At 48.8% G+C, this 17,439-nt stretch carries 14 protein-coding genes; 11 read left to right on the top strand and 3 right to left on the bottom strand.

Annotation, left to right across the window (positions count from 1 at the left end):
- Positions 1-50: 50 nt before the first annotated feature.
- Together nusA and rimP are read right to left on the bottom strand one after the other, a co-directional pair.
- A complete protein-coding gene (gene nusA / locus J0A67_RS17460; protein WP_206570682.1) occupies positions 51-1,295 on the bottom strand; it encodes a transcription termination factor NusA in 1,245 nt (414 codons plus the stop codon).
- A gap of 5 nt (positions 1,296-1,300) precedes the next feature.
- Positions 1,301-1,774: a ribosome maturation factor RimP gene (rimP, locus tag J0A67_RS17455; protein ID WP_206570681.1), complete on the bottom strand. Its 474-nt coding sequence runs from the start codon at positions 1,772-1,774 to the stop codon at positions 1,301-1,303.
- Positions 1,775-2,094: 320 nt separating this feature from the next.
- Between rimP and J0A67_RS17450 the strand changes: the two genes are divergently transcribed.
- The 5 genes from J0A67_RS17450 to rodA all read left to right on the top strand — a co-directional run bounded on the left by J0A67_RS17450 (position 2,095) and on the right by rodA (position 7,675).
- Entirely contained in the window at positions 2,095-3,123 is a 1,029-nt protein-coding gene (locus J0A67_RS17450) for a rod shape-determining protein (protein ID WP_206570680.1), read from the top strand.
- 7 nt (positions 3,124-3,130) lie between these two features.
- A complete protein-coding gene (gene mreC, locus J0A67_RS17445; protein ID WP_206570679.1) occupies positions 3,131-3,970 on the top strand; it encodes a rod shape-determining protein MreC in 840 nt (279 codons plus the stop codon).
- Complete coding sequence (locus J0A67_RS17440) at positions 3,960-4,481, top strand: rod shape-determining protein MreD (protein ID WP_206570678.1); 522 nt, start codon at positions 3,960-3,962, stop codon at positions 4,479-4,481. The genes mreC and J0A67_RS17440 overlap by 11 nt, the downstream gene beginning before the upstream one ends.
- A gap of 117 nt (positions 4,482-4,598) precedes the next feature.
- Positions 4,599-6,401 (top strand): penicillin-binding protein 2, encoded by a 1,803-nt coding sequence (gene mrdA / locus J0A67_RS17435; RefSeq protein ID WP_206570677.1) that lies wholly within the window; start codon positions 4,599-4,601, stop codon positions 6,399-6,401.
- Positions 6,401-7,675, top strand: coding sequence for a rod shape-determining protein RodA (gene rodA, locus J0A67_RS17430; protein ID WP_206570676.1), 1,275 nt, complete (start codon positions 6,401-6,403; stop codon positions 7,673-7,675). The genes mrdA and rodA overlap by 1 nt, the downstream gene beginning before the upstream one ends.
- A gap of 126 nt (positions 7,676-7,801) precedes the next feature.
- Here rodA and J0A67_RS17425 read toward each other — a convergent pair whose 3' ends face one another.
- Positions 7,802-8,911, bottom strand: a complete 1,110-nt coding sequence (locus J0A67_RS17425; protein WP_206570675.1) for a DUF8457 domain-containing protein — start codon at positions 8,909-8,911, stop codon at positions 7,802-7,804.
- 33 nt (positions 8,912-8,944) lie between these two features.
- On the opposite strand from J0A67_RS17425, the gene J0A67_RS17420 reads away from it, so the two are divergent.
- The 6 genes from J0A67_RS17420 to J0A67_RS17395 form a co-directional block, all read left to right on the top strand.
- Positions 8,945-9,271 (top strand): 2Fe-2S iron-sulfur cluster-binding protein, encoded by a 327-nt coding sequence (locus tag J0A67_RS17420; RefSeq protein ID WP_206570674.1) that lies wholly within the window; start codon positions 8,945-8,947, stop codon positions 9,269-9,271.
- Positions 9,272-9,273: 2 nt separating this feature from the next.
- Positions 9,274-9,858 (top strand): thymidine kinase, encoded by a 585-nt coding sequence (locus tag J0A67_RS17415; RefSeq protein ID WP_206570673.1) that lies wholly within the window; start codon positions 9,274-9,276, stop codon positions 9,856-9,858.
- Between the two features lie 168 nt (positions 9,859-10,026).
- Complete coding sequence (gene recO, locus J0A67_RS17410; RefSeq protein ID WP_206570672.1) at positions 10,027-10,716, top strand: DNA repair protein RecO; 690 nt, start codon at positions 10,027-10,029, stop codon at positions 10,714-10,716.
- A 200-nt stretch (positions 10,717-10,916) separates the two neighbouring features.
- Complete coding sequence (gene rho / locus J0A67_RS17405) at positions 10,917-12,764, top strand: transcription termination factor Rho (protein WP_206570671.1); 1,848 nt, start codon at positions 10,917-10,919, stop codon at positions 12,762-12,764.
- Positions 12,765-13,017: 253 nt separating this feature from the next.
- Positions 13,018-16,173, top strand: a complete 3,156-nt coding sequence (locus tag J0A67_RS17400) for a beta strand repeat-containing protein (RefSeq protein ID WP_206570670.1) — start codon at positions 13,018-13,020, stop codon at positions 16,171-16,173.
- A gap of 348 nt (positions 16,174-16,521) precedes the next feature.
- Positions 16,522-17,439: glycine-rich domain-containing protein (locus J0A67_RS17395; protein ID WP_498366374.1), on the top strand; the 918-nt coding region annotated here is incomplete at its 3' end.

Below are 17,439 nucleotides of genomic sequence, written 5' to 3'. Positions count from 1 at the left end.
TCTTTCGAAATCTTAAGTAAAATTAGGTATTCTAAAAGGGAAGTCCCTTTTTATTGTTCAAATTCTTGTCTGAGGATTCTAAAGATCTCGTCGACCGTCTCCTCCTCCAATTCCGTACGACGGGTCAGGTCCTCTTTGGTCAGTGCCAAAACACTCTTGGCCGTGTCCAAACCCGTCTTTTTCAATTCATCGATGATCCAAGCCTCGATTTCGTCTACGAATTCGTTAAGATCTACATCTTCGTCATCGTATTCGTTCAATTCACGGAACACATCGATTTCATATCCTACCAATCGGCTTGCCAATTTGATGTTGAAGCCTCCTTTTCCGATAGCCAGGGAAACTTGGTCGGGCTTTAAGAAAACGGAAATCCGTTTTCTCTCCTGGTCAACATTGATCGAAGATACCTTTGCCGGGCTGAGTGCACGGGTGACGTACAGGTCGAGGTTCTCCGTATAGTTGATCACGTCGATGTTTTCATTTTGCAATTCCCGCACCACGGCGTGGATTCTGGATCCCTTCATCCCGACGCAAGCGCCTACCGGATCGATACGATCGTCATAGGACTCCACGGCCACTTTGGCACGCTCCCCTGGCTCACGCACGATCTTGACGATTGTAATCAAGCCGTCGTATACCTCAGGAACCTCGTTTTCAAACAAGCGTTCCAAGAAAACCGGGGAAGTGCGGGAAAGGATGATCTTCGGGTTGCCGTTGATCATGTCTACACGATGTACGATTGCCTTCACGGAGTCTCCCTTTCTGAAGCGGTCTTTGGAGATCTGTTCTGCCTTTGGCAGGATCAGTTCGTTGCCATCGCCGTCGATGAGGAGAATCTCGCGTCCGAGTATTTGGTACACTTCCGCGGAGATGATCTCTCCTACCTGCTCTTCATATTTGTTGTAGAGGATATCCTTCTCTAGATCTTTGATTCGCTGGATCAAGGTCTGACGGGCCATTTGTACGGCTCGACGCCCAAACGCCTCCAATTCGATTTTCTCATAAACCTCCTCGCCGATTTCAAAATCCGGCTCGATCTTTCTGGCCTCTGTGAAGCTGATCTTGTCAAAATCCCAAATGTCCTCGGAATTGTCGTCGACAATCTCCCTAATCCGGAAAATCTCCAAGTCGCCTTTGTCAGCATTGATCGTGACGTCGAAATTTTCGTCAGTCTCAAACTTTTTACGGATCATCGCTCTGAACACATCTTCCAGAATACGGATCATGGTAGGGCGATCCACATTTTTAGACCTCGCAAACTCTGCGAAAGATTCTATTAAGATTTTGGCATCCATTTGAGTTATTTAAAAGATACTTGTACGATAGATTTTTTGATTTCAGCAAAAGGGAATAAGACCTCCTCTTCTGTCGCCTTCTTGCCCTTTTCCTTCTTCTTCACCAGTAGCTTCACCTTTTCCGAGTCCACCTCCAGCAATTTCCCCGACACATCGGCGCCGGAAGCCAGAGTCAACTTCAGCTCACGGCCGATATTCTTTTGATATTGCCGCTTGCTACCCAGAGGAAAGTCAAGCCCGGGAGAAGACACTTCAAGCACGTAGGCTTCCCCGACCATTTCTTTTGCTTCCAACTCTTCCGATACTGCTCGGCTAACTTTCGCACAGGCTTGTATGGTCACTCCCTCATCCGAATCAATGAGGATCAAAACCCGGGTTTTACCCAGCTTTTCTTCCAATTTCACCTCTACTACAAAGTGGGAATCATCCGGAAGATGCTTTTCCACCAATTCTTCGATAGCTTGCCTCAGTTCAGTCATAAGTTAGAATAATGAAAGAGGGGACTTTTTGTCCCCTCCAGAAACTTTCGAATACGGTGCAAAAGTAATATAAAGAATCCCGAATTGCAAAACGGGTGCTCCCAATCCAAGCTGATTAGAAATAAATCTTAAAAATCGGGCGGCAAAACTTCCATTTTGTCCCGCCGCTAATTCCTTTAGATTCAGAAAACAAAAAAATCTTCTTTATCTCAGTTTTGTCGATATAAGATAATAATTTTGCCGACCCACGTTTAAAATCGGTACCCAGGTACTACCTTAAACTTCAAACTCCAGTTAAAAAGCCAATTCATCAGTATAAAATGGGATTATTTGATTTTTTCTCTAGTGATATAGCCATTGATTTGGGTACCGCCAACACCCTGATCATTCACAAAGATAAAATAGTGGTCGATGAGCCGTCCATCATCGCCATCGATAAGACAAGCAACCGAGTGCTCGCGGTCGGCCGGGAGGCCATGAACATGCACGAAAAAACCCACGAGAACATCAAGACCATCCGTCCTTTGAAAGATGGGGTGATTGCCGACTTCTATGCGGCCGAGCAGATGATCCGTGGACTGATCAAGATGATCCCGGGACAGAAAAAGGGGATGTTTCCCCAGTCCCACCGAATGGTGATCTGCATTCCCTCCGGCATCACCGAAGTGGAAAAGCGGGCGGTACGTGACTCAGCCGAGCATGCCGGGGCAAAAGAAGTCTACATGATCTACGAGCCCATCGCGGCGGCGATAGGTATTGGCATCGACATCGAAAAACCCATGGGTTCCATGATAGTGGATATCGGAGGAGGCACGACGGAGATTGCGCTCATCGCGCTATCTGGGATCGTGGCCGACCAGTCCATACGTGTGGCGGGTGACACCTTTACCAAAGACATCCTCGACTACATGCGCAGACAGCACAACCTGTTGATCGGAGAGCGCTCCGCGGAAAAAGTGAAAATCGCGATCGGATCCGCCCTTACCGAGCTGGACGAAGCTCCGGATGACTATGAAATCCGTGGGAGGGATTTGATGACAGGGATACCGAAAGTCATCAAGGTCTCCTATTCCGAGATCGCCTTTGCTCTGGACAAATCCGTGTCAAAAATAGAAGAGGCGGTTCTCAAAGCCTTGGAAATTGCCCCACCCGAGCTTTCCGCTGACATCTACGACAATGGAATCCACCTCACAGGCGGTGGAGCCTTGCTCAAGGGCCTGGATAAAAGGCTGCACCAAAAGACCAAGCTACCGATCCACATTGCCGAAGATCCGCTAAGAGCCGTGGTAAGAGGCACAGGGACCGCCCTGAAAAATATCCAAAACTTCCGAACCGTCCTGATGACTTAAGTACTGAATGCTACGCATCCTCCAGTTTCTTTACCGAATACGGGCGTTTATCCTATTCGTCTTTCTTGAAGTGGTGGCAGTCTGGATGATTGTCACCAACAATTCTCCACAGGGTGCAGCTTTCTTCAACAGTTCCAATGCGCTTGTCGGCTCCATCCTAAAGCAGCAGGCGGATGTGGTCCAGTTTTTTTCCTTGGCCGATGCCAACGAAGCCCTGACAGCTGAAAATGCCGAAATCCTCCAAACCCTGCTCGCGCTGCAGGTGAAACCGGACAGCATCCAATTGCCCCTTGACTCAGCTTTCGTCGCCACCTATGAGTTTCGCGGAGCGCGGGTCATTGGCAATTCCCTGAGATTCTCCCAAAACTACCTCACACTCAACAAGGGGTCCAAGGACGGCATCAAGCCCGGCATGGGAGTCTTCAATCCAGAAGGGGTCGTGGGCAGGGTGAAGTCCGTATCCGAAAACTACTCCGTGGCATTTTCCTTGCTCAACACCGGCCTGATGGTCTCATCAAAAATCAAGTCAACCGATGTTTTTGGTTCTGTGCAGTGGGATGGGAAAAACTCCACGGAAGCCCGTCTCCTCTTTGTACCTAGGCACGTGAAAACCCAAGAAGGAGATACGGTCGTCACGTCTGGATTTAATGCCGTCTTTCCCGAGGGAATACAGATCGGGATCATTTCAAAGGTCGCCCCCAACGAAAAAGACCCAAACTACCTGGACCTCACCGTCAAACTAAGTACTGATTTCAGCAAGGTCAGCTATGTGTACCTGGTTGAGAACACGGCCTTCGACGAACTGGATTCGCTCAATCGCCAATCTGAGATAAGCAATGAATATTAGAAATCTGATTTCCTACTTAGTGCTGATCCTTTTCTTGGGTTTGGTTCAGATTTTCTTTCTGAAAAACCTGGCTCTTTTTGGCGTCGCTTTCGCTTTTGTCCATCTCCTCGGGATTCTGATTCTGCCTATTTCGATGCGACCGGTGACACTGATATTCATCGCGTTTCTACTGGGTTTGGTGCTGGACCTATTCTATGAGACCATAGGGATGCACGCAGCGGCGGCCACGTTTTTGGCATTTGCAAGATCACTTTGGCTGAGAGCTATCAGCCCTACCGGTGGGTATGTCGAAACTGAAGAGCCTTCCCTCTCCGAGATGGGATTTGGCTGGTTTTTGAGCTACTCTTTACCACTGATTTTCGGGTATTCCATGGTCTTTTTTACGGCGGACCAATGGGGTACCGGCGGGCTTTGGACGATTCTGAACAAAAGCTTTTTTTCTTCCATTTTCACCTGCCTTTTGGTTATACTTGTGCAACTACTGTTCTTCAAACGCAGGAGGAGAATCTGATGAAACTGAGCATGTTCTCCCTGTCAGAAACTAGGATGATGGGAATCCATGCGAGATTCCTCCCGATAGCCACGATAGCTATCGGGGAGATGACTATAAAAAGCCAATTATAAACAGATGAAAGACCAGAGACCCGTAGTCATTCTCATCTTTATTTTCTTGGTGAGCGTCATCTTGCTTACCAAGCTTTTCATGATCCAGGTGGTGGATGACAGCTTCATGAAGAGAGCTGAAAGTAACGCCATCCAAAGGATTGTAGACCACCCCTACCGTGGACTTGTATATGATCGAAACGGAAAACTTCTGGTTTTTAACAACCCGATTTTCGACGTGATGATAGTGCCTAAGGAGTTTAAAGTCGGCGATACGGCTAGATTCTGCGAACTGTTCAAGATTTCCAAGGAGCAGTTGATCGAGTCTTACACCGCCGCCAAAAAATACTCCTCGGTTAAGCCTTCCACCCTGATCAAGCAATTTTCGACGAGGGACTTTGCCCGCATCCAGGACTTTCTGGTAGACTACCCGGGACTTTTCATCACAACCCGCTCGGTAAGATCCTACCCCAATGCAACTGCCGCGCATGCGCTCGGCTATATCGGAGAGATCAGTGCTAACCAGCTTGAGCGCGATACCCTGAAATACTACGCCCAAGGCGACTACGTGGGACTTAGCGGAATGGAGCGCTACTATGAAAATGACCTGCGCGGCAGAAAAGGCGTCAAATATAAAATGGTCAACGTCCGAGGCGTGGACAAGGGTCCTTTCAAAGACGGTGAATACGACACCGCCTCGGTAGCTGGCAAGAACATCACCTCCACGATAGACATGGACCTCCAGCTCTATGGGGAGATGCTGATGGCCGGCAAGACGGGCTCTGTGGTGGCGATAGAGCCAAAAACCGGAGAGATTCTAGCCATGATTTCGGCTCCCTTTTACAATCCAAATGATCTGACTGGAGCTGATTTTTCAAAAAACTACCGCAAACTCAACAACGATCCGAGCAAGCCACTCTTCAACAGGCCGATCATGGCCATGTACCCTCCAGGGTCGATTTTCAAAATCGTGCAGAGCTTAATCGGGCTGCAAGAGGGAATCTTGACTCCCAATACGACCTTTGCCTGCAACCGCTCTCTGGTGGCCTGCCACAACCACCCGAGCCCGGTCAACCTTTTTGGCGCCATCCGAAACTCTTGTAACCCCTACTATCATCAGGCATTCCGGATGATCATCAACCAGGAAGTCTCCTCCAACACCTTCAAGGATACCGAAATCGGCTTGAATGCCTGGAGGGAGAAGGTGCTGAAATTTGGCCTGGGAAGCTCGCTCGGCGTGGACATGACCAATGAAAAGGGTGGCTCTATCCCATCGAGCAAGCTCTACGACCGGGTGTATGGTGAGGGGCATTGGAAATATTCCACGATCTATTCGCTTTCCATCGGGCAGGGTGAACTTTTGGTCACTCCTCTGCAGATGGCCAATCTTTCTGCGGTATTTGCCAACAAGGGCTACTACTACACGCCTCATTTGATCAAAGCGGTCGACGGGGATGAAACGATGATTCCTGCCAAATACCAGATCAAGCATGAGGTGGGCATCGATGCGCACCATTTTGACCTGATCCAGGATGCCATGGCGGAAGCGATCTATGGCACTGCAGCCCGAGCGGTGCTCAAGGACATCACCATCGCCGGCAAAACCGGAACCGCCCAAAACCCGCATGGAGAAGACCACTCGGTATTTTTCGCCTTTGCACCCAAAGAAGATCCCAAAATCGCCATTGCTGTCTACGTGGAAAACGCCGGCTGGGGCGGTAGGGCAGCAGCTAGCACGGCATCACTAATGATCGAAAAATACCTCCGGGACAGCATCACAAGGCCAGCCCTGGAAGAATACGTCTTGGCCGGAAACTTTATTTACTGATGAGGGAGTCTGACATTCATATCAACCGAGTGGATTGGGTCACCGTGGCGATCTACTTCGCTTTGGTCATGATCGGCTGGTTCAACATCTATGCGGCCGTCTACGACGGTCAGGCGGAGAAGAGCATCTTTGACTTTTCCATCAACTCGGGAAAACAACTCGTATGGATAGGCACTGCTGTCATGTTGATCACTGTCATCATGGTCGCTGATTCGAGGTTTTTCGAAAATCTTTCCCTCTACATCTATTTGGCCTTTATCGGATTGCTGGTGATCACCCCCTTTGTGGGAAAGGAAGTCAACGGTCAGATCCTTTCTATCGGATTCGGAGACTTTCGCATTCAGCCTGGAGAATTCGCCAAGTTTGCCACGGGCTTGGCCCTGGCCAAGGTGATGGAGCGGCCGACGTTTGACCTATCGAAGAAAAACTACCAGGCCATCGCTTTTGGTGTCCTGCTGTTACCAGTCATTCTGATCCTTCTCCAGCCGGATACAGGTACTGCAATGGTGTATTTTTCCCTGCTCTTGATGTTTTATCGGGAGGGCTTGCCCGCAGTTTATTACATCCTCGGCTTTGGCCTCATCGCCATTGTGCTCTTGGCATTGGGCATAGAAAACAACCTCTATCTCGCCGGCGCCATAGTGGCGGTCACTTTGGTTTTGATCTTTTTGGGAAAAAGAACCTGGCAGCGTACCGTTGCATTTTCCGCAATTGGACTGGGCTTGATTGCATTTATTTACTCCATCGACTTCGTCGTCTCCAAGCTACCCGAACACCAGCAAAACCGGATCATGGTATTGTTCAACCCCAATCTTGACCCTCTGGGTGTGGGGTGGAACGTGACACAATCCAAAATCGCCATTGGCTCCGGAGGCTTGTTTGGAAAAGGCTACTTGGAGGGAACGCAGACCAAGTTTGACTTTGTGCCCGAGCAGCATACCGACTTTATTTTCTGTACCCTAGGGGAAGAGTTTGGCTGGGTGGGCAGCCTGGTGGTGATCGCGCTCTTCGTCGGACTGCTCTACCGACTGGTCTTCATGGCCGAACGCCAAAAAACCCGATTCACCAGAATCTACGGCTACTGCGTCGTTTCCATTTTGCTGTTCCACTTTATGATCAATATCGCGATGACGATCGGGCTCTTTCCGGTCGTCGGGATCCCGCTCCCCTTCTTCAGTTACGGGGGATCCTCGCTTTGGTCATTTACCGTCTTGCTCTTTATCTTTATCAAGATGGACTCCTCTAGGGCTACTCAACTGGGACGGCTGGGGTGATAGCAGAGTTCAGTTGGCAGTGGGCCAGTGATCAGTTTGCAGTGTACAGCAGTCAGTCCTAGTCCAGTCTTTGTGAGGGGCTGTTTTTTAGAGCTCCAGTGCCTCGAAGAAATTCCGTACCTACTCTCAGTCCGAGTATTTTCTGTAGACTAGCTGCATAAACTCCCGTACTACATCCGAATTGGGCTCCCAGGATAACTCAGACACGTATCTGGTGTTGATCAACTCCACTGCGGAATCAAAGGACCCAGCTTCGTCAATCGACTTGAGCGCATGGCGAAGCAAATCGGCGTTGCCGTCAAAAAGCTCTTTGGTAAACATAAATCTTTGGTTCAAGGCAAGGCTTTCCGACAGCTCCCCGAGAATCCCAACCATGCCTCTGTAGGATTCAGACGCGAAATGGGACTTTAGCTTGGACGCATCCAGCTTCACTCCGTTGCCAAAGGACGCTTTTGGTGGAGCCACCGACTCTACCGAGGCCTTGGGGGCAGGTCCATCCATTGTAGGCGGCGGAGTGGATTGAGGGGGCTGACTGGCTTCCACCTCCTCAAAAAAACTCGAGTCCGTGGCTGCCGTGTTGTTTTCCTGAATAGGTACGGTCGGACGATCAGTTTCCTCATTCAGGTATTGATCCAGGTCAAAGGCTTTGACATCCCCCAGGGTGGCCAAAAGCAGGTTTACGGATTCAAAGGAATCTTTTACCACCTGATAGTTGGCGGCCACGGCACGCAGATACGAGTCTTTGTCATGCCCAAAACCAGTCTTGTCTATCAGAAAGACGACCGCTTTGTCATGCCACTTATAGTACTTCTTGTTTTCCTTCAGATACTCGTTGATCTTCCCTTGCGGAGCCTTGTTGATCTCACTCTGATAAAAAGCCACCGGGTCGGTCGCGACTTCGACAGCATGCTTTACCGCTACTTTCACCAAGGGCTCCAGGTTGGATCTTTCGACTTTGATCCGCCGGGACAGCACATTCATAAACTGGGTCAAGGCCTCATGCACCGCTATATCCCTATAATCGAAATACGGATTGCTTTTCAGCTTCCCCAGCTCCTCTTGCCATAGTTCAAACAGTCTCTTGATGATAAAAAAATTGACCTGGGTACTGCTGGTAAGCTGGATGATATCCTGACCTGTGATAAATTGCCGGCTAGAGAAAAAACGATCGCAAACCAGGCGGGCATATTCACTGGAATAGTTTTCTAAATAATTGCTGTTAATTTGAACTGTCATGTGTGGGTCTTGTTTTCAAAAGCAAACGAACAAATGCCCCGAATAGTCATTCAAAACCTGGGAAATCTTACCATTGATTCGGAACATGCCGATCGTAAAGTTATCGAATTAATTCATGAAAATGGCACCGACTGGATGCATGCTTGTGGGAAAAAAGGGCGATGTACTACCTGTAAAATGATCGTAGTGGAAGGAATGCAAAACTTGAGCCCCGAGACTGCTCCGGAGCTCATGTACAGAAGCCAAGACCGGCTGAAGCCCAACGAAAGACTCTCCTGCCAAAGCAGTCTTTTGCGCGGGGAGCTGGTCGTACGGGTTGCCGAAATCAACAAATTCCCCCATATCGCCTATACCGAGTAGCCATGTTTGTAGAACCTTCCCTGAGCAGCCGCAGGCAATCCGAACGCAAAGGTCAGATCGAGGTCATCTGCGGATCGATGTTTTCCGGGAAAACTGAAGAATTGATCCGGAGGCTCACCCGGGCGAAACTGGCCAAACTGAAGGTCGAAATCTTCAAACCCTCTATAGACAAACGATATCACGAGTCAAACGTCGTCTCCCACAACGAAAACGCCATCCGCTCCACCCCTGTCCAATTTGCGGGGGACATTATCCTGCTAGCCGGAGACTGTGACGTAGTCGGGGTCGATGAGACGCAATTTTTCGACGAGGAGATTGTCCGGGTGGTGCAGTTATTGGCCAACCAGGGCAAGCGCGTGATTCTGGCTGGCTTGGACATGGATTTTGAGGGAAAGCCCTTCGAACCTATGCCCCGGCTGATGGCAATCGCGGAGTACGTGACCAAGGTGCACGCGATCTGTATGAAATGCGGGGATCTTGCGGCATTTTCGCTACGGCTTTCGGGCGCTAGGGAAAAGGTCGTTTTGGGTGAAAAAGAGAGTTACGAGGCGAGATGCAGGAAGTGCTTTTTGGAGGACAAGAAGTAGGGAGGTTGGAAGTTGGAGCCCGATGATCTAAGCTTGAAAATTGAAAGATTTTAAAATCGCCAATCTCCGGCCTAGGATTCTTCATCTCTTAGTTTGTATATCAAAAAACCTTAAACGTTTGGGACTCAATTTCGAATCTCAAACCTTGAACCCCATATCCTTGATTCCGTGATCCGCAAAACCTCAGGAATAGTCCTCAGTTCGATCAAGTACAAAGATACGAGCATCATCGTGAAGATCTTCACCAGAGAACTTGGCCTGAAATCTTACCTGATCAATGGAATCAGAAGCATGGGTAAGGGATCCAAGATCGCACTGTATCAACCTCTCACCCTCCTGGATCTCGTGGTCTATGACAAGGAAAGTGCTGGACTAAACCGCATATCGGATGCGCGGCTACAGCGACCGAACCAGCGGATACCCTTTGACTTTCTAAGGACGAGCATCGCGCTTTTCATGACCGAAGTGATCAGCCGCAGCATCTATGAAAACTACCAAAATGAAAGTCTTTTTGACTTTTTGGCCGAAAGCGTCACACTTCTGGACGAGCAGGATGCAAAGCTGTCGATCTTCCCCTTGGCCTTTTTGATCGAAAACGCCAGGTTTCTGGGATTTTCCCCGGAAGACGCCGAAGGCTTTATCCTAGAATCCAAAAACCATCCTTTCGCGGCGGAAGAACTGCCGATAGTTCTCGGCGCTCTTAACCAACTCTTGGAGAACAATTTCAATGGTGAAATAAAACTCCCCGCCCACCTCCGCCGAAAGCTGCTGGATCATTTGCTGGACTTCTATTCCGAGCATTTGGACAATCCCAGCCTATTCAAATCTCTGGCGGTAATCCGCCAACTGATGGAATAAACAAGCAGGCGTTCAAAAAGCTGTCAAAACAAAAAATTTGTTAAATCCAAATGCATCGGTTAATATTGTGTCATCACCGTGTATGAACAAGTCAGCCCACTTTGACTTGAGCTTTTCCTGCAGACCTTTTTTGCTCAGAAAATCATCCACGATCCCAAAAACCGGATTTCACATCATCATATTTATTTCATACCCTCTTTATGTATAACATAGAAGAACTCAGAATCAGGCTTTTATCTGAGCTGAAGGAGATTGCTGAGGAGCTAGGAGTGAAAAACTTCAAAGGACTCAAAAAAGACGAATTGGTCTATGCCATCCTCGACCAGCAGGCCATCACCCCTGAGCAGGCACTCCCTAAGAAAAAGCCGGCTGCAGCGGAAACCCAACCGACTGAAGCAGAAAAACCCGCCCCCCCTCCCGCGCCAAAGGCAGCATCAACAGAAGAGCAGGCTGAATTCAAGCCTAAATTCAAAAGACAAAACGTAACCGAAATTCCGGCCGCACCAGAAGCCGAAAAAACAGAGGTGGCTCCATCGGCACCGGCGCCGGCTCCTGAAGCCAAGCCAGCAAAACCCGAGTGGAAGCAGAAGCGGGAAGAAAGACCAAATCTGGAAAAGAAGGAAGCTAGACCCGCCCAAGAGAAAAAAGAAACCCAGCCCGAAAAGCAGGAAGCAGGAACCGGAGAGGAGCCCAAAACTTTTAGACCTCGACGCAGGGCATTCGAAGAAGTGGACGTGACGGCAAGCATCTCATCCGAGACTCCCGCAAGTACTACTCCACCAGCTCCTTCAGAGGCTTCGGCCCCAAAACAGGATTCAGAGACGGAGCTTCCAAAACGTAAAAACTTCAGATCCCCGGATGAGCTCATGGCTCCTGCGGCGGAGACATTCCACAATCCCAACCGTAAAAAGCCTTTTGTCAGTCCGAGGGAATTTGACGGGGTGATCGAAAACGAAGGCGTGCTGGAGATTATGCAGGAAGGCTACGGCTTCCTTCGCTCGTTGGATTACAACTACCTGGCTTCCCCCGATGATATCTACGTATCACCAAGTCAAATCAAACTATTCGGACTAAAGACCGGCGACCATATCAAAGGCTCCATCCGTCCGCCAAAAGAAGGGGAAAAGTATTTTGCCCTGCTCAAAATCGGCACCGTCAACGGAAAGACCACCGACGAAATCCGTGACAGGGTACCTTTTGAGTACCTCACACCTCTTTTCCCAGAGGAAAGATTAAATCTCTCTACCAAGCCTGACGGGTATTCGACCCGAATCCTCGACCTTTTTGCTCCTATCGGAAAAGGACAACGCGGGATGATCGTGGCACAGCCAAAGACTGGTAAGACGGTATTGCTTCAACAGATTGCCAACGCCATTACCAGAAACCACCCAGAAGTCCATTTGATGATCCTTCTGATCGACGAGCGTCCAGAAGAAGTGACAGACATGGCCCGTTCGGTAAAGGCAGAGGTGATTTCCTCGACTTTCGACGAGCAAGCAGAGCGCCACGTCAAAGTGGCCAACATCGTTTTGGAAAAAGCCAAGCGCATGGTCGAAGTGGGTCATGATGTGGTCATCCTTTTGGATTCCATTACCCGACTTGCAAGGGCACACAATACCGTAGTCCCCAGTTCAGGAAAGATCCTATCCGGCGGTGTGGATGCCAACGCGCTGCACAAGCCGAAGCGATTCTTTGGCGCGGCCAGAAATGTAGAAAACGGCGGCTCCCTGACCATCATCGCCACGGCTCTGGTGGAAACAGGCTCCAAGATGGACGAAGTGATCTTCGAAGAATTCAAGGGAACCGGCAACATGGAACTTGCACTGGACAGAAAGCTTGCCAATCGCAGAATCTATCCTTCTATCGATGTGTTGGGTTCTGGCACAAGACGAGAAGATCTACTCATGGACAAAGAAGAGATGCAGCGCGTATGGATCCTTAGAAAATTGATGAGCGATATGAACTCTCAAGAATCCATGGAATTCCTGCTCAACCGAATGAAAGGCACCCGCGACAACGCGGAGTTTCTAATCAGTATGAATGGGTAAATAAATTCGTCCGTAAACAAAAAAAGCTCTCCCGTTCAAACACGGGAGAGCTTTTTTTGTTATCAGGAAGTCCAAGATGACTAAAGGTGCAAAGATGCAACTAAAAACAAAATGTATTTTACTGCTTTCCACCTACATTATTTTGCAATCTTATTTTGCTTTATAAAATGTCCAATTATCTTTGCCAGCGCTTAATTGCTTAACACCTAGACCTTTGGGCCCGCCCTTGCCCGATAATTCTTAACACTGCTTAATGAGGAGTAAATTTCATCTACTTCTTCTATGTTTATGCTTTGCCTTTTTCTCCACGAAAGAGGCGAAAGGACAGTGCTCGGCATGCACCGCAACGAAGACTTACACGGGTAGCGGAGGGAACGTTTCCAATTCCTCAGGCAATTGGTCGCCAACGGGTGCTGTTTCCAGCGGAGCCACTATTGTGAGATTCAACGGTACGAACGCTTCCTATAATTGGACGGAAAACAATCAATTTAATTTGGGAGGTATAGTCCTCCAAAATGGCGCTGACCTAACTCTTGACCGTGGCAACCTAGGAAACAACCCATCCTTTGCCATTCAGGGTGCATGTATTACCATCGGTGCTGGCTCGGTACTGAACCTCGTCTATATTACGGAGCTTAGGAATATTACGATTTGTGTAGAAGACGGTGGCAAGTTGATCATGGACTCCAGAAACGCTACGCGCAATGATTATACCTTAGACGGAGTTCAAATCAACCTACAAGGTCCAAACGCGCAACTGGAAATTGGGGAAGCCGATTTTATCCTCGGTAGTGGGGGAGTAGATATCACAGGCTGGACGGGCACTACATCCGGAGTATGCCCGATCGCCACTCCAAATTCTGGAGGAAGTTCAGGGAATATCTCATGGACTAACGAAAGTGACGGAACAGAGGTATGCAGATTGCTGACCGCAAACAATTCCTGTGGCCCAGCGGGATGTGATGTAGTGGTCAACGGCGGCACCGTGACCGGAACCATTCAAGGTGGCAGCACGATCTGTATCAGAGGCAACCGAACCTTCGCCATCGACCTGCAAAACAGAACAGACCTCACGATCTGCGTAGCCGCTGGAGTCACTTTTACCGGGTGGTTCACAGGATATAACTCCTCCAGCAAAATCACGGTAAACGTATACGGTACCACCTCAGGGGATTTGACTTTAAACAACAGCCAAAGCAGTTTCAATGTGCTTTCTGGGGGCAGGTTTAACAGCTACGGTACCTTATCGGCTCAGGCCGGCACCGTGACCAATCAAGGGACGATCAGCAACGGGGTACAAGTTTCCAACTCCGCAACTTACTACAATTCCGGAACGCAAACCGGGCAGGTCACCCTGAGTAATTCTGCCATCTACACGAATGCCGGTACACAATCCGGCCAAGTCACGCTGAGCAACACCTCCAGCTTCAGCAATTCTGGCACTTCTTCGAATAGTGTTACGCTCAACAACACCGCGACCTATTCCAACTCCGGTGTGCAATCCGGAAATGTGACCACGAACAATCCCAATACTTCCTATACGATTACGTCAGCAGGTAGCCAAACAGGGGGGCAGATCAATATCACAAATGGAACTTTGAGCAATCAGGGGACGATCAGTCGCCCTATCGTCGTCTCCGGAAACGGAATCTTTTCAAATTCCGGAACACTTTCTGGAAGTCTAGCCCTAAGCGGTTCCGGTGCTGTGTCCAACTCGGGAACTATGAATCTGAGTGCATTCACTTTTGACACTAATACCTCCGGGATGTCATTCACCAATGCTTCCAACGCCAGTCTTACCGTCAGCAGCTCTGTGACCGCATCCGGAGCCCTGAATATCCAGGGCAATGCCAACTTCCTGCAAAACCTTACGCTCAGAACAAATAGCGGCCTTACGAATCTTACGCTTTCGGGGAATGGAAATCTCGTCGTGGGAAACACCTTTGATGTGGCAGCTAACAGCCAAGTTAACCTCACCAATGCCGCCAACCTCAGTCCAGGTCCCACGCTTACAGCGAATACTCTGAACTTTTCAAATGATGGAGGGTCATCGCCCAGACAATTCAATGTTGGCGAAAACACCGCTGTAAGAATCCTCGATGTCGCCACGCTTCAGAGCGGAAATTCACAATTGACGATTGAGGGCAGCTTTGAAACGGGTATCAATGTCACGGATTGCAAAAATACCTTTGTCGTGTCCAACAATGGAGGAGCTAGCCCGACAAGAGTCCAAGTTAGGGGTGAGGGAGTCTTGGATGTCACAGGGAGTGTTTCGGTCAGCAAACATATTACCGCTGAGGATGACGGCGAGGTAAGTATCTCCTGTAACCTTGTCCTGGAAAACAATGGTGACAATTCGCTGACCGTTTCTGACAACGTCAACCTTACTGTAGGTGGCAACACTACCCTCAACAAGCCCATGTACGTAAATGGTGACGCCACGATTAACCTCTCAGGGAATCTCACTCTTCCCAATGTTGCCAGTGAACTGGTAATCAACGACAACAGCTTTTTTTATGTAGGAGGAAACACATCCGTAGAAAGCCCGATTCGCATGAATGACAATGTGACGGTGACCTTTGATGGAAACATCAACCTACCCAATGTTGGCAATGCACAAATTTGGACAGACGACAACGCCGATGTCTTGGTAACCGGCAATATGACCAAGTCTGGGGGAACAGTCACTGTTCTAAAAGACAGCCAATTGGTGTTTTGTAATGCCAGACTACCAGACGGAACAGTTTCTGGACAGTACCCAAACGCCAGCGGCTCGGGAATGTCCATTTCTCCCAGCCCTGCTTTCTACGGTGGCTGTAGAATCCTTCCGATCGAGTTTGCTTCCTTCCAAGCAGAATTTATAGACTCCAAAAGATCCGCAAAGCTTTCTTGGGCCTCCACCAAAGAATGGGGGAATTCCCACTTTGAGATAGAGCGTGCGGTAAATTCCATCAAAACTTGGGAAAAAATCGGTGAAGTAGCCGGACAAGGATACTCCGAGAAGCCAATGGAGTACTTCTACGAGGACATGGCTTTGCCACCTTCAGGCGGCAATGTATTCTACCGCATCAAGCAGGTGGATTTTGACGGCAGTTACTCCTATAGCATCACCCGGGCGATTCAGGCACCTGCTGCAGGATCCCGTGAAGCGTGGATTCTCTTTCCAAACCCAAGCGCCGGTGGAGCCGCAATCCAAATACAGCCGCTCGGGGCCGAATTGTATCTCGACGAAAAAATAACCCTTTCCCTCATTACTACTGTTGGAGAGGTGAAAAGCGGACAGGCAACCTCACCCAATGAGGCGTCGAGTCTACTCTCGGAGTGGATGGCTCTGTATCCTCCGGGAATATACCTTGTTCAAATTCTGTGGGGCTCACAAAGCCAACAGCTCAAGGTGATCAGAAAATAGCTTTGCCAATTTGCCTTCTTCTGATTTTTTACTTTTGTCTTGGAGGCATCCGGCACATCGGAGATTTTTCGCTTGGGTTAAATGCGTCATAAAGTTTTTTGGGAAATATTGATCCATCGAAGAGCCATTAGGAAGCTATAATAAAAAAATCACCCGACGAGTCGACGAATCGGATAAAAACAGCTCTCCTACCCGTTTTTTGGCCATCGTATCCAATTATAACCTGTTATAAGTTCCAGATTAGCAAAGAATAAAATATTATCAGATACATTTAACTTGGAAAAATACCGATATATTTGAAATACGTTTTTGTGAGTACAAAAATCGCCCAATTCCCAATTTGATTCTATGAGGAGAGTTTTACTTTCTTTCATTACACTTTTTCTGATTTTGGTCGGCAGGGAGGCGTATGGGCAGTGTCCTTCTCCTACAACAATTTCAACCCCAGGCAATGGATCATGGCCAGTGCCTTCTGGCGTAACTTCAATTACTGTCGAAGTATGGGGAGCAGGTGGTGCTGGTGGAGTAGCGGGTAGTAATCCTTCTGCAGGTGGAGGCGGTTCTGGAGGAGGGTATGTCAGGACAAATTTATCCGTTACTCCAGGATCTTCAATTAATTATTTTGTGGGTTCTGGCGGATCAGGTGCATCAGGATCTGATGGACAAAGTAGTTGGTTTCAAACTAACAGTTCTATTTTTGCAGTTGGAGGTAGAGGAGCTGGTACTTCATCGGGAATAGGAACAGGAGCTCTGGCAGTGACCTCAGGGAATTTAGGGGGTACATTGGCCTCATGGTATGGAGGAGCTGGTGGTAATACGAATGGTACAACAACCAGTGGAGGGGGTGGCGCAAGTGCCGGAACTTCAGGAAATGGAAATCCTGCTTCTGGATCAACAGGTGGTACTTCTACAAATGGAAGTACAGTAGGTCCAAACGGAGTTTCAGGTACTTCTAATGGTAATTCTGGAAATAGTCCAGGAAGTGGTGGATCAGGAGGAATAAGAAATTCAGGGTCTTCCCGAAATGGAGGTAATGGGGGTAATGGTCGAATAATAATAACAGTAAACCCCAGCGCTGTTGGAGCTATTTCAGCTAATCAAGCTATTTGCAGTGGAAGTTCCCCCTCAAATTTAACAGTAGCCAGTGCCACAGGAACCATCCAATGGCAAAGGGCAGACGATCTGGCCTTCACTGCCAACGTCACCAATGTCGGTACCAACTCAACCACCCTGACCTCCGCACAGGTTGGCGCGCTTACTGCTACA

It is taken from the genome of Algoriphagus aestuariicola, assembly GCF_017254835.1.
GTDB classification, from domain to species: Bacteria; Bacteroidota; Bacteroidia; order Cytophagales; family Cyclobacteriaceae; genus Algoriphagus; species Algoriphagus aestuariicola.
The sequence above is the reverse complement of the archived record's forward strand: the minus strand, read 5'-3'. Positions and strand labels throughout refer to the sequence as shown.